This window comes from Catellatospora sp. IY07-71, from assembly GCF_018326265.1.
Lineage (GTDB): Bacteria > Actinomycetota > Actinomycetes > Mycobacteriales > Micromonosporaceae > Catellatospora.
Map to the genome: position 1 here is coordinate 3,813,109 of NZ_AP023360.1, position 18,841 is coordinate 3,831,949.

At 72.4% G+C, this 18,841-nt stretch carries 12 protein-coding genes and 1 pseudogene; 10 read left to right on the forward strand and 3 right to left on the reverse strand.

Annotated elements, in window-relative coordinates:
• Window positions 1-4: 4 nt before the first annotated feature.
• Complete coding sequence (locus tag CS0771_RS17135) at window positions 5-463, forward strand: carboxymuconolactone decarboxylase family protein (RefSeq protein WP_212841921.1); 459 nt, start codon at window positions 5-7, stop codon at window positions 461-463.
• A gap of 53 nt (window positions 464-516) precedes the next feature.
• Here the strand turns inward: CS0771_RS17135 and CS0771_RS17140 are convergent, their stop codons facing one another.
• The 3 genes from CS0771_RS17140 to CS0771_RS39675 form a co-directional block, all read right to left on the reverse strand.
• Window positions 517-1,941, reverse strand: a complete 1,425-nt coding sequence (locus CS0771_RS17140; protein ID WP_212841922.1) for a trehalose-6-phosphate synthase — start codon at window positions 1,939-1,941, stop codon at window positions 517-519.
• Window positions 1,938-2,279: an STAS domain-containing protein gene (locus tag CS0771_RS17145; protein WP_244870849.1), complete on the reverse strand. Its 342-nt coding sequence runs from the start codon at window positions 2,277-2,279 to the stop codon at window positions 1,938-1,940. The genes CS0771_RS17140 and CS0771_RS17145 overlap by 4 nt, the downstream gene beginning before the upstream one ends.
• A 149-nt stretch (window positions 2,280-2,428) precedes the next feature.
• Window positions 2,429-3,598 (reverse strand): ThuA domain-containing protein, encoded by a 1,170-nt coding sequence (locus CS0771_RS39675; protein WP_212841923.1) that lies wholly within the window; start codon window positions 3,596-3,598, stop codon window positions 2,429-2,431.
• Between the two features lie 397 nt (window positions 3,599-3,995).
• Between CS0771_RS39675 and CS0771_RS17155 the strand changes: the two are divergent.
• The 9 genes and pseudogenes from CS0771_RS17155 to CS0771_RS17195 all read left to right on the forward strand — a co-directional run bounded on the left by CS0771_RS17155 (window position 3,996) and on the right by CS0771_RS17195 (window position 18,825).
• Window positions 3,996-5,215, forward strand: a pseudogene (locus tag CS0771_RS17155) (inositol-3-phosphate synthase).
• Entirely contained in the window at window positions 5,212-6,054 is an 843-nt protein-coding gene (locus CS0771_RS17160; RefSeq protein ID WP_212841924.1) for an SCO3242 family prenyltransferase, read from the forward strand. The pseudogene CS0771_RS17155 and the gene CS0771_RS17160 overlap by 4 nt, the downstream one beginning before the upstream one ends.
• Complete coding sequence (locus tag CS0771_RS17165; RefSeq protein ID WP_212841925.1) at window positions 6,051-7,355, forward strand: TIM barrel protein; 1,305 nt, start codon at window positions 6,051-6,053, stop codon at window positions 7,353-7,355. Before CS0771_RS17160 ends, CS0771_RS17165 begins: the two co-directional genes overlap by 4 nt.
• Window positions 7,355-8,206, forward strand: a complete 852-nt coding sequence (locus tag CS0771_RS17170) for a TatD family hydrolase (RefSeq protein WP_212841926.1) — start codon at window positions 7,355-7,357, stop codon at window positions 8,204-8,206. The genes CS0771_RS17165 and CS0771_RS17170 overlap by 1 nt, the downstream gene beginning before the upstream one ends.
• On the forward strand, window positions 8,206-9,324 hold the full coding sequence (eboE, locus tag CS0771_RS17175) for a metabolite traffic protein EboE (protein WP_212841927.1): 1,119 nt from the start codon (window positions 8,206-8,208) through the stop codon (window positions 9,322-9,324). Before CS0771_RS17170 ends, eboE begins: the two co-directional genes overlap by 1 nt.
• Window positions 9,324-10,703: an alkaline phosphatase family protein gene (locus tag CS0771_RS17180; RefSeq protein ID WP_212841928.1), complete on the forward strand. Its 1,380-nt coding sequence runs from the start codon at window positions 9,324-9,326 to the stop codon at window positions 10,701-10,703. Before eboE ends, CS0771_RS17180 begins: the two co-directional genes overlap by 1 nt.
• A 151-nt stretch (window positions 10,704-10,854) precedes the next feature.
• Window positions 10,855-11,937 carry a polyprenyl synthetase family protein gene (locus CS0771_RS17185; protein WP_212841929.1) on the forward strand — a complete coding sequence of 361 codons (1,083 nt, stop codon included), beginning with the start codon at window positions 10,855-10,857 and terminating at the stop codon, window positions 11,935-11,937.
• A gap of 156 nt (window positions 11,938-12,093) precedes the next feature.
• Window positions 12,094-15,228, forward strand: a complete 3,135-nt coding sequence (locus CS0771_RS17190) for a glycoside hydrolase family 95-like protein (protein WP_212841930.1) — start codon at window positions 12,094-12,096, stop codon at window positions 15,226-15,228.
• Between the two features lie 324 nt (window positions 15,229-15,552).
• Window positions 15,553-18,825, forward strand: coding sequence for a discoidin domain-containing protein (locus CS0771_RS17195; protein ID WP_212841931.1), 3,273 nt, complete (start codon window positions 15,553-15,555; stop codon window positions 18,823-18,825).
• Window positions 18,826-18,841 lie beyond the last annotated feature (16 nt).

Genomic DNA, 18,841 nt, shown 5'->3' on the forward strand with positions numbered 1-18,841 from the left:
CGCCATGCAGGCACGGATGACCAACCCCGCCACGCTGCTGCCGGAGGCCGTGAAGGGCATCAACGCCCTCTACAAGGCCGCCCACTCGGCCGGGGTGCCCACCTCGACGCTGGAGCTGGTGCACCTGCGCAGCAGCCAGATCAACGGCTGCGGCGCCTGCGTCGACTCCGGCGCCCGCGCCATGCGCAAGGCGGGGGAGACCGACGACCGGCTGTTCTCGGTCGCCACCTGGCGCGAGACGCCGTACTTCACCGACGCCGAGCGGGCCGCGCTGGAGCTGGCCGAGTACGCGACCCGGCTGGCCGACCGGCCCGACCCGGTGCCGGACCACGTCTGGGAGGCGGCGGCCAAGCACTTCGGCGAGAGCGAGCTGGCCGCGATCGTGCTGTGGATCGCCACCACCAACCTGTTCAACCGGATGAACGTGACCACCCGCCAGCCCGCCCCCCAGCACTGGGGCTGACCGTGCCGGCAGGCTCCACCCGCGTCGGCGGCCGGTGGAGCCTGCGACCGGCGTCAGTGCACGTCGGTGCGCCGCGACGGCTCAGGTGCGGCCGGCCGTGGCGCGGGCCGCTCCGGCGGCGCCGGCCGGGTGTGGCCCGGCACGGCAGGCTGCCGCCGGGGGCGCGGGACCGGCCCGGCCGCGGCGCGGGCGCGCACCGCGGTGAGCACGTGCTCGGCCCACGAGTCGAGTTCGGGGTGGTCCGGCCGGACACCGGCGCGCGGCGCGGGACCGTGGCAGCCGGCGGCGCGGGCGATCGCCTCGGCGAAGGAGGCCGTGTCGTGCGGGTTCACCGTGATCGCGCCCGGCAGGTCGGCGGCGCCGCTGGTCAACTCGCTGACCACGACCGTGGCCCCGCGCGCGCCGCGGGCCGCGGCGAACTCGTGCGCGGCGTGCAGCGTGCCGTGGTGCACCGGGGTGGCCAGCAGCCCGTCGCAGGCCAGGTACAGCGCGGCCAGCTCGCGCCGGTCCGGGCTGGTGCGCACGTAGTGCACCACGGCCTGGCCGACGCTGGCATGCGTGCCGTTGAGCTTCGCGATCAGGCGGTCGGTCAGCTCCCGCTGCTCCTGCTCCTCGGGGGTGCGCGGTTCACCGCAGGCCACGTGCAGCAGCGCCACGGTGCCCGGCTCCGGCCGGTGCTCGGCGAGGAAGCGGTCGAAGGCGTGCAGCCGCTGCTCGACCGCGTCGGCCGGGTCCCACCCGGCGATGGACAGCAGCACCGGCCCGGGCACCCGCAGCGCGGCCCGGATCTCGGCCGCGCGTGCGCGGACCTGCGGCAGCCGGGACAGCCGCCGCATGCCGCCGGTGTCGGCGGGCAGCGCGCAGGCCAGTACCCGCACCCGCCGGTTGCCGACCGCGATCTGGCCGTCGCGCACCGGCAGCCCGTGCACCCGCCCCGCCAGGTCGAGCAGGTTGTCCACGGCCCGGCGGTGCGGCAGCGCCACCACGTCGGCACCGAGCAGCCCGGACAGCAGCTCGCGGTGCTCGGGCAGGCGGCCGAACGCCTCGGCGGGCGGGAACGCGCTGTGCAGGTGCACCGCGGAGGCCAGGTCGGGCCGCATCCGGCGCAGCAGCCGGGGCAGCAGCTGCAGCTGGTGCCCGTGCACCCAGACGATGCCGCCGGATCCCGCGGACCCGGCGACGGTGTGCGCGAGCGCGTGGTTGGCCTGCTCGTAAGGCTCGAACCAGCCGTCCGGGAATTCGGCCCGCTGGTGGTGGTAGAGCGAGCGCAGCAGGCCCGAGCCGAGCCGGGCCCCGGCGCCGTCCGGCATCGCCGTCCAGGTGCCCCGGCGCGCGGCGACGAACGGGCGCAGCGAGGCGAGGGCGACGTCGACGTGGTCGCTGCTGTCGTCGGGGTCGGCGGCGGGCACCCGGTCACCCGCGACGATCAGGTCGTAGGCGCGCTCGTCCCGCGCCGTCGGCTGTGCGCCGCCGCTCACGCGACCACCCGGCCCTGCTGGTACGGCAGGATCTGCAACATGCGGTCGAGCCGGGCCAGCCGCAGGCTGCGCCGGGTGCGTTCGTTGGGTGAGCGCAGGGCGACGGTCCCGCCGTCGCGCACGGCTCGCCGGTGCGCGTCGAGCAGCAGCAGGATGCCCGCCGCGTCGATCGTCTCGCACTCGGCCAGGTCGATCACGATCTGCTGCGGGCGCAGCTCCAGCGCCTCCTCCAGGAGACGGTTCACCCCGGGCGCCGCTTGCGCGTCGAATACGCCCTTGACCTGCACCTCCACCAGCGGCACCGCCTGTGCCGTGGCCGTCGCGACCGTATCGTTCACCTGGCTACCTCCTTACCGGCGGAGGTCCCTATGCCCGGTCCGGTGCGGAGCTAATCCTCGAAAGCATGACAGTTTCGTGACAACCAGCCCACGACGTACGGACCGGCCGGTGGCGCCCTGTCGCCACCGGCCGGCCGGCCGGGTGCCCGTTACGAGGTGATCAGGTCGAACTGCTCCCACGGGCCGATGGAGGTGCGGTTGGCGATCAGCGGCGCGGCGCCCCCGTTCTCCGCGACGACGTACCGGCCGTTGGCCTGTGCCCGCAGGCTGATGCTGCCGTTGCTGTTGCGGATCAGCGCGAACGTCTCCCAGCCGCCGATCGCGGTGCGGTTGGCGATGAGCGGGTTGGCCCCGGCGTTGTCGGCGCAGACGTACCGCGAGTTCACCAGCGCACGGATGGCGATGTTGCCGCTGCCGCGGTCGATGATCTCGAAGCGCTCGGCGGTGCCCACGGTGGTGGCGCTGGCGATCAGCGCCGACGCCCCGCCGTTGGGGGCGGTGACGAACCTGCCGTTGGCGCGGGCGCGCAGGCTGGTCCCGGCCGGGCCGGGGGTGGGCTTGCTGCAGTCGGCGGCGACCGCGCCGGCCGCGATCTGGATGCCGCCGAGCAGCATCCGGGTGAAGTCGGGGTCGGTGAAGCTCGCCTCGGTGTGGCCGAGGCCGGTGTACCAGGCCCGGCCGCCGCCGTACGCCTGGCACCAGGTGATCGGGTGGTCGCCCATGTTGCCGCCGGTGTAGCTGGCCTCGTTGAGGTTCATCAGCACGCGGACGTTGGCACGCGGGTTGGTGCGGTAGTTGTACCACTCGTCGCTGCGGGTCCAGGTGGACGGCAGGTGCGCGGTCGAGGCGTTGACCGGCGCCTCCACCCGCAGCTGGGCGTTCTGGATCGCGGGGTGAGAGTGGAAGTACGCCCCGACCAGCCCGCCGTACCAGGCCCAGTCGTACTCGGTGTCGGCCGCGGCGTGGATGCCCACGTATCCGCCACCTGCCGCGATGTAGCTCTGGAACGCGGTCTGCTGGGTCGTGTTGAGCACGTCGCCGGTGGTGGACAGCCAGATGACGGCCTGGTACTGGGCCAGGTTGGCGGTGGTGAACTGGTTGGCGTCCTCGGTCGCGGTGACCGTGAAGCCGTTGGCCGTGCCGAGCTGCTGGATGGCGGCGATGCCGTTGGGGATGGAGGAGTGGCGGAAGCCGGCCGTCTTGGAGAAGACCAGCACCTTCGTCAGCGGCGCGGCGGACGCCGGGGCCGCCGGCGCGAGCAGGGTCGTGGCCAGCACCGTGATGAGGCCGGCGACCAGGGACAGTAGGCGTTTTCGCATGTGGCTCGCTCCTTGCCTGAGGTTAGCGCGGTGAGCGGGCGGCGACCGGCGTACGCCGCGGCACGCCGGGCCGGTCGGCCGCGGGCGCGAGCGGGGAAGCGGGGCGCGGGCGGCGACCGGGACAGCGCCCCCGGGGCGCGGGCACGCCCCTGGACGGCGTTCGCGGAGGTCACCCGCGAACCGGAGCCGGTCGCCGAACACGGATCCGATATCTATCGGCATCGAATCCTATAGGAATCGTGCGGCTGTGGGAAGTCTCTTCCGTCCGGTTCGGCCCTCCGATTTGTCAACAGCGGCCGAACTTTTGCTAGATCAGAAAAAAGTATGCATCTCTATCTAGAAACTTTTGCTGACATGGATTTAATATGGCCGCCACGAACGCGTTACAGGAGGTCCTGTGCGTACAGGTATATGGCTCGTCGGCGCCCGCGGATCGGTCGCGGTGACCAGCATGGTGGGTGCGCTGGCGATCCGGGCCTCCCTCGCCGAGCCCGTCGGCTGCGTCACCGAGCTGCCCGCGCTGCGCCACCCGGCGCTGCCGGCGCTGTCTGATCTGGTCTTCGGCGGCCACGACGTGTCCTGCGTGGGGCTGGTCAAGAAGGCCCAGGCACTGGTCGCCGCGGGGGTGCTGCCCGCCGCGGTGGTCGCCGCCGTCGCCGACGAGCTGTCCGCGACCGAACCCGAGGTGCGCGCCGCCCCGAGGGCCGCACCCAGCACGAGACGGTCACCCGGATCGCCGCCGATCTGGCCGACTTCCGGACCCGGCACGGCCTGGACCGGGTCGTCGTGGTCAACGTGTCCTCGACCGAGCCGCTCGCCGCCCCGCACCCCGCGCACGCCGACGCCGCCGCGCTGGCCGCCGCCCTGCACACCGAGCAGGTGCTGCCGCCCAGCGCGCGGTATGCGTACGCGGCGTTCACCACGGGCTGCGCGTACGTCGACTTCACGCCGTCCACCGGGGCACGGCTGCCCGCGCTCGACCAGCTCGCCGCGTTCCACCGGGTGCCGTACGCCGGTCACGACGGCAAGACCGGGGAGACGCTGCTCAAGTCGGTGCTCGCGCCCATGTTCGCGATGCGCAACCTGCGGGTGCGCTCCTGGTCGGGCACCAACCTGCTCGGCGGCGGCGACGGCGCCACGCTGGCCCGGCCGGACGCCAACGCGGCCAAGGTGGCCAGCAAGCAGCGGGTGCTCAAGGAGACGCTGGGCTACGAGCCGGAGGGCCACACCCGCATCGACTACGTGCCAGACATCGGCGACCTGAAGACCGCCTGGGACCTGATCACCTTCAGCGGCTTCCTGGGCAGCCGGATGCGGCTGGAGTTCACCTGGCACGGCTGCGACTCCGCGCTGGCCGCGCCCCTGGTGCTGGACCTGGCCCGGCTCACCGCCGCCGCCCACGCGCAGGGGGCGTACGGGCCGCTGCCGCAGCTCGCGTACTTCTTCAAGGACCCGCTCGGCGACGTCCCGCACGGCCTGGCCGAGCAGTGGGAGCTGCTCTGCCGCTGGGTGCACGGGTGGCCGCTCGCGGCCTCCGACTCCGGCCCCGACGAGCCCCGCGGCGCCGCAGCCGACGCCGAGCAGGGCGCGGACCAGGACGGGGAGCAGCCGCGATGAGACTCCGCGACCTCGCCCAGCTGGTGCGCGCACCGGCCGCGCTGTCGGTGCCCGGTGACGCCGTCGCGGGCGCGGTCGCGGCGGGCAGCCTCAGCGCCCGGACCGCCGGGGTCGCCGCCGCCTCGGTCTGCCTCTACTGGGGCGGCATGGCCGCCAACGACTGGGCCGACCGCGAACTCGACGCGAAGGAGCGGCCCGAGCGCCCCATCCCGTCCGGCCGGATCAGCCCGAACACGGCGCTGGCCGTAGCGGGCGGCCTGACCGCGGCGGGCCTGGTGCTGGCCGGGGCCAGCGGCGGGCGGCGCACCCTGGCCACCGCCGCGCTGCTCGCGGGCGCCATCTGGACCTACGACGTCAAGTGGAAGAACAGCCCGGCGGGCCCGGCCGGCATGGCACTGTGCCGAGGGCTGGACGTGCTGATGGGCGGCAGCGGCGGCGACCTGCGCCGCGCCGCCCGGCCCGCGCTCGCCGTCGCCGCGCACACGTACGCCGTCACCGCGCTGTCGCGGCGCGAGGTGTCCGGGGCCGACCGCACGCTGCCCGCGCTGACGCTGGGCGCGACCGCCGCCGTGGCCACGCAGGCCGCCGGGCGTACCGGCGGGCCGCTGCCGGTGCTGCTGGCGGCGTGGTACGCGGTGCGCTTCGGCCGGGCCCAGCGCGAGGTGCTGCGGCAGCCGGACGCGCCGCGGGTGCGCGCCGCGGTCGGGGCCGGGATCACCTCGCTGCCCGCGCTGCAGGGCGCGCTCATCGCGCGCGACGGACGGCCGCTGCTCGGGGCCGTGATCGCCACCGCCGCCCCGGCCGGGGCGAAGCTCGCGAGAAAGGTGTCACCGACATGAGCCTGCGCTTCGGCTACGGCACCAACGGCTTCGCCAACCACCGTCTCGCCGACGCTCTAGACGTGCTCGCCGAGCTCGGCTACACCGGCGTCGCGCTGACGCTGGACCACGCGCACCTGGACCCGTACGCCGTCGATGTCAAGGACCAGGTGGCACGGACCGCACGGCTGCTCGCGGAGCGGGAGCTGGCGGTGGTCGTGGAGACCGGCGCGCGTTACCTGCTCGACCCCCGGCGCAAGCACGCGCCCACCTTCCTGCACGAGGACGCGCCGCGCCGCGTCGACTTCCTCAAGCGCGCCGTCGACATCGCCGCCGAGCTGAACGCCGAAGCCGTGTCGTTCTGGGCCGGGGTCCGCCCCGCGCACGTGTCCGCCGACGTGGCCTGGCAACTGCTGGCCGAAGGGTGCGCGGAGGTGGTCGCCTACGCGGCCGAGCGCGGCGTCGCCCCCGGCTTCGAGCCCGAGCCCGGCATGCTCGTCGAGACCCTCGCCGACTGGCAGCGGCTGCGCGGCCTCGTCGGCGAGCAGCTCAAACTCACCCTCGACATCGGCCACTGCCGCGCCAACGAGCCGGTCACCGTCGAGGAATGCGTCCGGATCGCCGGGCCGCACCTGGTCAACGTGCAGATCGACGACATGCGCCGGGGCGTGCACGAGCACCTGGAGTTCGGCACCGGCGAGATCGACTTTCCGCCGGTGCTGCGCGCGCTGGCCGACACCGGATACACCGGCCTGGTCGCCGTCGAGCTGCCCCGGCACTCGCACGCCGCGCCCGAGGTCGCGGCCCGCTCGCTGACCTTCCTGCGCGCCGCGCAGTGGCTCGGCGACGCGCTCGACAAGCTCGCCCGCGACCCGGCCGCGATCGCGACGCTGCTGCCCGCCGCACGCCGGGGCGTGGGCCGCGCCGCCGCCGAGGACGCCCGGGTGCGCCTGCTGCACGCCGCCGCGCCCGGCGCGGCCGCCGCCGCCGAGCTGTACCGCTACGGCGACAACGACGAGAAGCGTGCCGTGCTGCTGGCCTGCCCCGCGCCGGACCTGGTCCGCGACGCGCTGCGCAGCAACGACACCCGCCTGGTCGCCGCCGCGCTCGGCCCCGGCGCGCGGGATCTGCCCGCCGCCGAGTGGCGCCAGGGCGTGCTCAAGAGCGTGTTCATGGGCCTGCCGCTGTCCGGGGTGGACGGGCTGGCCGAACGCGCCGACACCGAGCTGGGCCGCATGCTCGCGGCCCTGCGCCACGAGCGGGAAGCGGCCGGCCGCACCATGCCCGCCGACGCCGTCGAACTACTGGAGAGGCTGCATTGATGCGCATCTTCGACCCGCACATCCACATGACCTCGCGCACCACCGACGACTATGAGCGGATGGCGGCGGCGGGTGTGCGAGCGCTGGTCGAGCCGGCTTTCTGGCTCGGCCAGCCCCGCACCAATCCGGGTTCGTTCACCGACTACTTCGACGCGCTGATCGGGTGGGAGCCGTTCCGGGCGAGCCAGTACGGCATCCGGCACCACTGCACCATCGCGCTGAACCCGAAGGAGGCCAACGACCCGCGCTGCCGGGAGGTGCTGCCGCTGCTGCCGCGCTACCTGGCCAAGGACCGGGTCGTCGCGGTGGGCGAGACCGGCTACGACTCGATGACCGCCGAGGAGGACGAGGTCTTCGCGGCACAGCTGCAGCTCGCGCGCGAGCACGGGCTGCCCGCGCTGGTGCACACCCCGCACCGGGACAAGGTCACCGGCACCCGGCGCAGCCTCGACGCGGTCAAGGAGTCCGGCATCGACCCGGGGATGGTGGTGCTGGACCACCTCAACGAGCCGACCGTCGGCGAGGTCGCCGGGACGGGCTGCTGGATGGGCTTCTCCATCTACCCCGACACCAAGATGTCGCCCGAGCGCATGGTCGCCATCCTGCGCGAGTACGGCCTGGAGCGCATGCTCGTCAACTCGGCCGCCGACTGGGGCAGGTCCGATCCGCTGCTGACCCTGCGCACCGGCGAGGCGATGCTCGCGGCCGGGTTCAGCGCCGACGACGTGGACCGGGTGCTGTGGCGCAACCCGGTCGAGTTCTACGGCCAGTCCGGCCGGCTCGACCTCGACGAGGATGCCGCCGCCGAGGCCACCTTCGCCGGGAACTCGATCCTGCGCGGGGGTTCGTGATGCGGCTGCGCGACGCCGACGGCACCACCGTGCACCTGGCCTACTGCACGAACGTGCACGCCGCCGAGGACTTCGACGGGGTGCTGTCGCAGCTGGACCGGTTCGCGGTGCCGGTGCGCGAGCGGCTGGGCACGGACGTGCTGGGGCTGGGCCTGTGGCTGGCCGCCCCGGTCGCCCGCGCCCTGGCCGAGCAGCCCGAGCTGCGCAAGCGGCTGCGGACCGAGCTGTCGGCGCGCGGCCTGGAGACGGTCACCCTCAACGGCTTCCCGTACCAGGCGTTCCAGGCCCCGGTCGTCAAGCACGACGTGTACCTGCCGGACTGGACCGACCCGCGGCGGCTGCGCTACACCCTCGACCTGGCCCTGGTGCTGGCCGAGCTGCTGCCCGACGACGCAACGCGCGGCTCGATCTCGACGCTGCCGCTGGCCTGGCGCGAGCCCTGGGACAAGCGGCGCTTCGGCGCGGCGCGGGCCCAGTTCGGCGAGCTGGCGGCCGGGCTCGCCCGGCTGGACCGGACGGTCCGGGTCGCGCTCGAGCCCGAGCCGGGCTGCGTGGTCGAGTCCACCGACCAGGCCGTCGCGGCGCTGAGCGCGGTGGCCGACGAGCATCTGGGCGTATGCGTCGACCTGGCGCACCTGGCCTGCGGCTGGGAGGACCCGTCGGATGCCGTCGCCAAGCTGAAGTCGGCCGGGGTGCCCGTGGTCAAGGTGCAGGTGTCCCAGGCGCTGGAGGTCGAGGACCCGCAGGCGGCCCGGCAGGTGCTCGCGGCGTACGCCGAGCCGCGCTTCCTGCACCAGACCCGCAGCTCGGCGGGGGAGCGCTTCGACGACCTGCCGCTCGCGCTGGCCTCGGACGCGCCCGGCCCGTGGCGCATCCACTTCCACGCCCCGCTGCATGCCGCCGCGCTGGAGCCGCTGCGCACCAGCACCCAGGTGCTCCAGGAGGGCCTGGCCGCGCTGCTCACCAACTCCGACTGCGACCACTTCGAGGTCGAGACCTACACCTGGGACGTGCTGCCGTCGGCGGCCCGCCCCGTCGACGACGCGGGGCTGGCCGCGGGCATCGCCGCCGAGCTGGCCTTCGCCCGGGAACAGTTCGCCGCGCTGGGGGTGTCCTGATGGACCGGATCAATCCGCTGGTGGTGCTGGACGTCGTCGGGCTGACGCCGCGGCTGCTGGCGCACATGCCCCGGCTGCGGGCCGCGTGCGCGGACGGGTTCACCGCCCGGCTCGACCCGGTCGTCCCGGCGGTCACCTGCTCGGTGCAGGCCACCTTCCTGACCGGGCAGACCCCGGCCGGGCACGGCATCGTCGGCAACGGGTGGTACTTCCGCGACCTCGGCGAGGTGCTGCTGTGGCGGCAGCACCACGCGCTGATCGAGGGCGAGCGGGTCTGGGACGCCATCCGCAAGGCCCGCCCCGGCTACACCGTGGCGAACATCTGCTGGTGGTACGCCATGGGCGCGGACGTGGACTGGACGATCACGCCGCGCCCCATCTACCGCGCCGACGGCCGCAAGGAGCCCGACTGTTACACGATCCCGGCCGAGCTGCACGACGAGCTGCCGGAGTTCCCGCTGTTCACGTACTGGGGGCCGGGCGCGGGCCTGCCCTCCTCGAAGTGGATCGCCGACGCGGCGGTGCACGTGATGAAGACCCGCGACCCGGACCTGACCCTGGTGTACGTGCCGCACCTCGACTACGACCTGCAGCGCTTCGGCCCGGCCGACCCGCGCTCGGCCCAGGCCGCCGCCGCGCTCGACGAGGTCCTCGGCCCGCTGCTCGACGCCGCCGCCGCGCGCGGGGCGACGCTGGTCGCGCTGTCGGAGTACGGCATCACCGAGGTGTCGCGCCCCGTGCACGTCAACCGGGCACTGCGCGCCGCCGGGCTGCTGCACGTGCACACCCAGGACGGCATGGAGTACCTCGACCCGTGGACGTCGCGCGCGTTCGCGGTGGCCGACCACCAGATCGCGCACGTGTACGTACGCGACCCCGCCGACCTGGCCGCCGTCGCGAAGATCTGCGCCGAGCTGCCCGGCGTCGGGCAGGTGCTCGACGAGTCCGGCAAGGCCGAGCAGGGGCTGGACCACGCCCGCAGCGGCGAGCTGGTGCTGCTGGCCGAGCCCGACGCCTGGTTCACCTACTACTACTGGCTCGACGACAAGCGTGCCCCCGACTTCGCCACCCATGTCGAGATCCACCGCAAGCCCGGCTACGACCCCGCCGAGCTGTTCTTCGACCCGGCCGCCCCCGGCGCCGCCAAGGCCCGCGCCGCGAAGGCCCTGGTCCGCAAGAAGCTCGGCATGCGCTACCGCATGAACGTGATCGGCCTCGACGCCGGCGCGCAGGCGGTCCGCGGCTCCCACGGCCTGCTCCCACCCACCCCCGACGACGCCCCCCTCCTCCTGTGCTCCGACCCCGGCCCCGCCGTCGACCGCATCGCCGCCACCGACGTCAAAGCCCTCCTCCTCCGCCTCGCCGGGAGCACGCCGTGAGGCCGGGGTGTGGCAGTTTCGGGGAAACCGCAGGGTCGGTCGCGAGGATTCGTGCAGTTTCCCTGAAACTGCAGGCAGGCCGGGCGGGCACGCCCGCGTGGTGGGCGGGGACGCAGGCGGGGGTGCCTGTGGGGCGGGCGGGGGGTGGGTCGTGACGCTCGCGCCCGCGCCGACGCCGCTGGCCGCGCGGATCGACGCGGTGCTGGCCGGGTTCGTGGACGGGCAGCGGCTGCTGTGGCCCGATGAGGACCTGCGGCCGATGCTGGATTCGCTGCGGCGGTTCATCCTGAGCGGCGGGAAGCGGCTGCGGCCGGCGTTCTGCTACTGGGCTTGGCGCGGCACGGCCGCCCCGGCGGAGCGGGCCGACGACCAGCGCGCGGTGACCGCGGGCGCGGCGCTGGAGCTGTTCCACTGCTTCGCGCTGATCCACGACGACCTGATCGACGACGGCACCCGCCGCCGGGGCGCGCCGTCGCTGCACGAGGAGTTCGCGGCGGCGCACGCGCGGCACGGCTGGCGCGGCGACGCGCGGGCGTTCGGGCGCAACACCGCGCTGCTCTGCGGTGACCTGTGCGCGATGTGGGCCGAGGAGCTGCTGGCCGGGTGCCCGGTGGAGCCGGTGCGGCTGGGCCAGGCGCGGCGACTGTTCGCGGTGATGCGCACCGAGGCGGTGGCGGGGGAGTACCTGGAGGTCGTCGCGCAGGCGATGGCCGACTTCGGGCCGGGCGCACCGGCCCGCGCGGCGCGGGTGGTGCAGCTCAAGACCGGCCGCTACTCGGTGGTGCGGCCGCTGCAGATCGGGGCGACGCTGGCCGGGGCGCCGGACGCGGTGCTCGACGGGCTGGCCGCGTACGGCGAGCCGCTGGGCGAGGCGTTCCAGCTGCGCGACGACGTGCTGGGGGTGTTCGGGGACCCGGCACGCACGGGCAAGTCCACCCTGGACGACCTGCGCCAGGGCAAGCCGACGCAGCTGCTGGCGGAGGCGTACGCGCGCGCCGATGTGCGGTCGCGTGCGGTGCTGTCGGCGCACGTGGGGGATCCGCAGCTGGACGAGCCGGGGGCACGGCTGGTGCGGGAGGTGGTGGCCGGCAGCGGGGCGCTGGCGGCGGTGGAGGAGCGGATCGCGGCCGCGCGAGCGGAGTCGCTGCGTGCGCTGGACTTCCTGGATCTCGCGCCGGACGCGCGGCAGGCGCTGGCGGGGCTGGCGGAGTTCGTGGCGAGCAGATCGGCCTGAGGCAACAGGATCGCTCAGAAATCCACTGAGCCCACCAATTTCCATATAAACAGTGACATGTCTTAAGCTGATCTTCCTCTATCCTATAGGATATTTCATACACGGTCTCGTAACAGGCCGGAAACTCTGCCCCCATCTCGCGGAGGTCATACCCCCATGAACCTCAGCAAGTCGTTACGACTGGCCCTGGCGGCGCTCGTCGCCGCGGGCCTGGGCGCGGCAGCCCCCGCCGCACCCGCCCTGGCGTCGCCGACCGACGCCGCGTTCAACAGCTCCACCGGCGCGTTCAACGTCAACTACGCCGGATACCTGTCCAAGCACGACATCGTCTACAACCGCCCGAACACGAACCCGCTGCACGGCCTGACGGTCGGCAACGGCAAGACCGGTGCCATGGTCTGGGCGAACAACGGGATCACCGCCCAGGTGTCCGGCGTGGACCTGTCGCAGCAGTCGGCCTTCGCCGCCGGCCTGCTCAACTTCAACACCAGCCCGGCCCTGGACTCCGGCTCCAGCGCCTTCCAGCAGCGCCTGTCGCTCTACGACGGCACGCTGACCACGAAGTACGACAGCAACCGCACCGTCACCATGATGGGCTCGCCCGGCTCCGAGGTGATGGGCATCCACGTCGACGACACCCGTGGCGGGGTGTCGAGTGCGACGCTGGAGCTGAGCCTGTGGGACCCGAACGGGGTCGGCAACAGCGCCGACGTGCCCGACCTGACCACCTGGCGCACCGTGTCCACCGGCAGCGACTCCTCCGCCGCGTGGTTCAGCCGGGGCCAGGCCGACCCGAACAACTTCGGCTACACCTTCGCCGCCACGGTCGAGGGCGCGTCGTACACGGCGTCGGTGGTCAACGGGACGCGGGTGCGGCTGAGCATCACGCCGACGTCGAGCTACACCATCTGGTTCACCGCGGCCAGCCGGATCAACTCCCCGAACCTCGACTCGGTCGCCCAGGCCAAGAGCCAGCTGAACGCGGCGAAGTCCACGGGCTACAGCACCACGTTCACGAACTACAAGAACTGGTGGCACAACTTCTGGGCGAAGTCGTTCGTGCAGTACTCGAACTCCAACGGCGAGGCCGACTACCTGGAGAACGTGTACTACCTGTCCACGTACATGATCGCGGCGGGCGGGTTCGGCAACTACCCGGTGCACTTCATCAACGGCGTGTTCCGGGCGACCGGCGACCAGACCAAGTGGAGCAACGGGTACTGGTACTGGAACCAGCGCGACGTCTACAACTCGTTCCTGGCCAGCAACCACGCCGACATGATGGCGGTGTTCAACCGGCTCTACAGCCGCAACTACGCCGCGCTGAAGGCGTACACGCAGACCAGGTACGGCACCGACTCGCTGTGGGTGCCGGAGACGATGGGCTGGGACGGCAACGCCCGCGGCACCATCAACAGCGACTACGTCAACGACATCTACTCCACCGGCACCGAAGCCGCCTACAACATGTACCTGCAGTACCGGTACACCAACGACACCGCGTACCTGCAGAACACGGTGTATCCGTACATGAAGGACGCCCTGCGCTTCTACCAGAACCGGTTCCAGCTGATCAACGGCAAGTACCAGATGGTCAACAGCAACGCGCACGAGACCTACTGGGACGTGCGCAACGCGATCACGGACCTGGCCGCGGTGCGGCTGCTGGCCCCGCTGACCATCCAGGTCAGCACGCAGCTCGGCCTGGACAGCGGGCTGCGCGCCGGCTGGCAGAACCTGGTCGACAACCTGTGGCCGTACCAGGTCTCCAACAACGCCTGGCTCCCGCACGACCCGCCGTCTTCGCAGGTGCGCAACGGTGAGAACGTGTCGGCCGAGCTGATCTGGCCGTACGACCGCACCGGCATCGGTTACCCCGACTACAACACCGCGGTGAACACCTGGAACGTGCGGCCCAACCCGTACGCCAACGTGTGGGCCAACGACCACGCGCAGGCCGCCCGGCTCGGTATGGGTGACCAGGCGTTCAACGGCATGAAGCTGATGCTGCAGCGCTACCAGAACTACCCCAACGGCATGACCAACAACACCAACGGGGTGTTCGAGTACCTGGGCATCCACCTGGTCGCCATGAACGAGTCGCTGATGCAGAGCTACAACGACAAGATCAGGGTGTTCCCGGCGGTGCCGAGCGACTCGTCGTTCGTCGGCAGGTTCACCCTGCTGGCCAAGGACGGCTTCCTGGTCAGCTCGGAGCGCGAGGCCGGCGAGATCAAGTACGTGGGCCTGCGCAGCCAGTTCGGCAAGAACGCCACCGTGGTCAACCCGTGGGGCACCCAGCAGGTCCGGGTGCGCCGCACCAGTGACAACGCGATCATCACCACGTCCAGCGCGGCGGAGATCAGCTTCGCCACCGCCGCGAACACGGTGTACGTGGTCGAGCGCACCGCCAAGCCGCTGGCCAACTACACCGCGGCCACGCTGACCGGCACGCAGAACAACGACGCCAAGTCGCTGCGCAACACCGCCTCGACGCTGGGCCTGGGCACCGGCGGCGGGGGCGGGCTGGTCAACAACACCGAGCTCAGCTACGACGCCGGGTGGTACCACACCACCGGCCGGGGCTACGGCGACTACAACGACGACACCCACCACACCAACACCGTCAACGCCGCGGCCAGCTACACCTTCACCGGCACCGGCATCGAGTACCTGTCCGAGCGGTTCAGCGACATGGGCAACGTCGACGTGTACCTGGACAACGTGTTCCAGGCCAACGTCAACCTGAACGTGTCCGGCGCGCGGCAGGCGCAGGTGGTGGTCTGGTCGAAGACCGGCCTGACCAACGCGCAGCACACCATCCGCATCGTCAACAAGACCACCTCGGTGGCGATCGTGGACGCGCTGCGTATCACCACCGGCGGCACCCCGCAGCCCACGGGCTACGTGGCACTGCGGGCCCTGGCCAACGGCCAGTACGTGACGGCGGCCAACGCCACCACGGCGCTGATCGCCAACTCGACCACGACCGGCACCGCCCAGCAGTTCGAGGTGGTCGACCGGGGTGGCGGCAACATCGCGCTGCGGGCCCGCAGCAACGGCCAGTTCGTCTGCGCCGAGAACGCGGGCGCCAACCCGCTGCTGGCCAACCGCGCCACGGCCGGTTCCTGGGAGACGTTCGCGCTGGTCCGCAACTCCGACAACACGGTGAGCCTCCGGGCCACGGTCAACAACCTGTACGTGGTGGCCGAGAACGCAGGAGCGGGCTCGCTCATCGCCAACCGCACGGCCATCGGGCCGTGGGAGAAGTTCGACATGATCACACTCTGATTCGTGCGGGGGGCCGCGTCCGTCCGGCCCCCCGCACCGCCACCTCGGAGCCGGTCATTCGGCGACCCGGCTCCGGACCGACCGTCCGGGCTCCGCGGCACGACCGCGGCGGCCCGGTGGCCCGGCCGGGCACCAGCGTCCCGCCTCCACGGGCGGCCGCGGGCACGTGCCGGGTCCTCGACCCCGAGGGAACGCGTCATGGCCGCACCCGTCGCCGAAGCACCACGCCCTGCGCCGCGCCCGCGGTGGCAGGTCGGCCGATGGGCCGTGCGCACCCCCGAGGTCGCCCGCCCGATCCCCGCCGACCCCCACCGGAGCGTCGTCATGCCACGAAGTCCCCGCCCCCGCCTCGCCGCGGGCCTGGCCATGCTGCTGCTCGCCAGCCTCACGGCCGGCGCCGTCAGCGTCACCGCCGCACCCGCCCCGGCGGCCGCCGCGCCGCCCCCGACCAGCAGCTTCGAGAAGGTGAAGCTGGACGGCGGGCTGTCCATGGGCGAGCCGATCGAGCTGTCCGTGCTGCCCGACGGCAAGGTCCTCTACATCAACCGGGGCACCAGCTCCGGCGGCGGCCAGGTGCGCCTGTTCAACCCGGCCACCAACTCGACCACCGTGGCGCTGACCCTGCAGCTCGACGCCCGGTTCGAGGACGGGCTGATCGGCATCACGCTGCACCCGCAGTTCGCCACGAACCGCTGGGTGTACCTGTTCTACTCGCCGGTGGCCACGCCGCTGGTCAACCGGATCAGCCGGTTCACCTTCAACACGAGCACGCTGGTGCTGGACGCGGCCAGCGAGACCAAGCTCATCGAGTGGCCCACCGAGCGGCGGCTGTGCTGCCACTCCGCGGGCTCGATGAGCTGGGACTCCAACGGCAACCTCTACTTCGCGGTGGGCGACAACACCAACTCCGGCGGCGACTCGGCGGGCATGGCCCCGATCGACGAGCGGACCAGCCGGGACGCGCAGTACGACGCGCAGCGCACCTCGGGCAACACCAACGACCTGCGCGGCAAGATCAACCGGATCCACCCGGAGAACAACGGGACCTACACCATCCCGGCGGGCAACCTGTTCGCCCAGGGCACCGCGAACACGCGCCCCGAGATCTACATCATGGGCGTACGCAACCCGTACCGCATCTGGGTCGACAAGCAGGCGAACAACACCCTCTACTGGGGCGAGGTCGGCCCGGACGCCGGCGCGACCATCCCCAACCGGGGCCCGGCCGCCTACGACGAGTACAACCGCGCCAGCGGCCCCGGCAACTACGGCTGGCCCTACTGCGGCGGCCCGAACGTCGCCTACAACGACTGGGACTTCGCCGCCAACGCGCCGCGCGGCTGGTTCCCGTGCGGCGGGAGCATCGGCCCGGTCAACAACTCGCCGCGCAACACCGGCCTGCAGCAGCTCCCGGCGACCAAGGGCGCGCTGGTGTGGGAGCAGCACGGCGGCAGCGTCGACTGGCCCGCGCTGGACAACCCCGGCGGCTGCGGCTCGCCCAACCACGCCGAGGTCTACCACTACAACCCGAACCTGGTCTCGGACGTCAAGTGGCCGCAGTACTACGACAACAAGCTGATCATCACCGAGTACTGCCGTAACTGGATCAAGGAGGTGCAGTTCAGCAACGGCAACGCGGCCACCGGCAACCCGACGATCATCGAGCCGGTCGTCTCGGGCATGCAACTGGTGCACCCGATCGACATGGAGTTCGGCCCGGACGGCTCGCTCTACCTGCTGGAGTACGGCAACGGCTACTTCTCCGGCGACGTCGCGGCGGGCCTGTACAAAATCAACTACGTGGCCGGCGGGCGCTCGCCCATCGCCGTGGCCACGGCCAACCGGGACAACGGCCTCGCGCCGCTCGCGGTGACCTTCTCCAGCGCGGGCAGCAGCGACCCCGACGGCGACCCGCTGACCTACGCCTGGGACTTCGACAACAACGGCACCACGGACTCGACCGCGGCGAACCCGTCGTACACGTACACCACCGTCGGCGACAAGCGCGCCCGGCTGACCGTCAACGACGGCACCGGCCGCTCCGGCACGACCGTGCTGCCCATCGTGGTCGGCAACAACCGTCCGGTGACCACCGTCGGTTCGATACCCAACGGCGGCGTCTACGGCTGGGGCGACGACATCACCGCCACGGCGTCCTCCACCGACGCGCAGGACGGCACCATCGCCTGCGGCAACGTGGTGGTCCGGGTCGCGCTGGGCCACCAGGAGCACGCACACGAGGAGGGCCAGGGCACCGGCTGCGGCTTCACCTTCAACACCGGCCCGATCCACGCCGGGCTCGACGCGGTGCAGTTCTTCGTGGTGCGCGGCAGCTACACCGACCGCGGCGCCACCGGCACCGTGCCGCTGACCGGCGAGCAGCAGCTCACCCTGTGGCCCAAGCAGTGGCAGGCCGAGCACTACGTGACCCTCAACGGGCCGCGCGTGGTCGCCCAGGCCGCCGCCGAGGGCGGGCAGCGGCTCGGCGACATCCAGAACGGCGAGTCGGTCCGGCACCACGCGGTCAGCCTGAAGGGCATCACCAGCGTCAAGGCCCGGGTCTCCTCGGCCAACGCGGGCGGCGTGCTGTCCTTCCGGTACGACTCGACGAGCGGCCCGGAGGTAGCCAGGATCACCGTGCCGAGCACCGGCGGCTGGGACAACTACACCGAGATCACCGCTCCGGTGACGAAGCCCGACGACGGCACGCACGACCTGTACCTGGTGTTCACCGGCTCGGGCACCGGCGCGCTGTACGACGTGGACAGCTACACGTTCGTCGGCAGCGGCGTCGGCACCACCCCGCCGGGCGGCGGCAGCGACCTGGCCCAGGGCCGCCCGGTCACCGTGTCCAGCACCGAGGCCGGGGCCAACGTCGCGGCCAACGCGGTGGACGGCAACTCGGCCACGCGCTGGAGCAGCCTGTACAGCGACCCGCAGTGGATCACCGTGGACCTGGGTGCGTCGTACGCCATCAACCGGGTCCGCCTCAACTGGGAGGCCGCCTACGCACGGGCCTACCAGGTGCAGGTGTCCAGCGACAACAGCAACTGGACCTCGGTGTTCTCCACCGCGACCGGCGACGGCGGGGTCGACGACCTCAACGTCACCGGCACCGGCCGCTACGTGCGCATGAACGGCACGCAGCGGGCCACCCAGTGGGGCTACTCGCTGTTCGACCTGAACGTCTACGGCACCCCGGCGGGCGGCAGCACGCTGCTGTCGCGCGGCCGCCCGGTCACCGTGTCCAGCACCGAGGCCGGGGCGAACGTCGCGGCCAACGCGGTGGACGGCAACTCGGCCACCCGCTGGAGCAGCCTGTACAGCGACCCGCAGTGGATCACCGTGGACCTCGGCCAGCACCGGTCGATCAGCCGCGTGGTCCTGAACTGGGAGGCCGCGTACGCCACCGCCTATCAGGTGCAGGTCTCCACCGACAACAGCAACTGGACCACGGTCTCGTCCACCACCACCGGCAACGGCGGCACCGACGACCTCACGGTCTCCGGCAACGGCCGCTACGTGCGGGTCAACGGCACGGCGCGGGCCACCCAGTGGGGCTACTCGCTCTGGGAGTTCGACGTCTACGGGTCCTGACCCGGCGCGGGGAGGC

Coding starts and splice junctions, on each gene's coding strand:
- CS0771_RS17135 (WP_212841921.1), top strand. CDS start 5: ATGCAGGCACGGATGACCAACCCCGCCACGCTGCTGCCGGAGGCCGTG.
- CS0771_RS39675 (WP_212841923.1), bottom strand. CDS start 3,598: ATGCGAAAACGCCTACTGTCCCTGGTCGCCGGCCTCATCACGGTGCTG.
- CS0771_RS17160 (WP_212841924.1), top strand. CDS start 5,212: ATGAGACTCCGCGACCTCGCCCAGCTGGTGCGCGCACCGGCCGCGCTG.
- CS0771_RS17165 (WP_212841925.1), top strand. CDS start 6,051: ATGAGCCTGCGCTTCGGCTACGGCACCAACGGCTTCGCCAACCACCGT.
- CS0771_RS17170 (WP_212841926.1), top strand. CDS start 7,355: ATGCGCATCTTCGACCCGCACATCCACATGACCTCGCGCACCACCGAC.
- eboE (WP_212841927.1), top strand. CDS start 8,206: ATGCGGCTGCGCGACGCCGACGGCACCACCGTGCACCTGGCCTACTGC.
- CS0771_RS17180 (WP_212841928.1), top strand. CDS start 9,324: ATGGACCGGATCAATCCGCTGGTGGTGCTGGACGTCGTCGGGCTGACG.
- CS0771_RS17190 (WP_212841930.1), top strand. CDS start 12,094: ATGAACCTCAGCAAGTCGTTACGACTGGCCCTGGCGGCGCTCGTCGCC.
- CS0771_RS17195 (WP_212841931.1), top strand. CDS start 15,553: ATGCCACGAAGTCCCCGCCCCCGCCTCGCCGCGGGCCTGGCCATGCTG.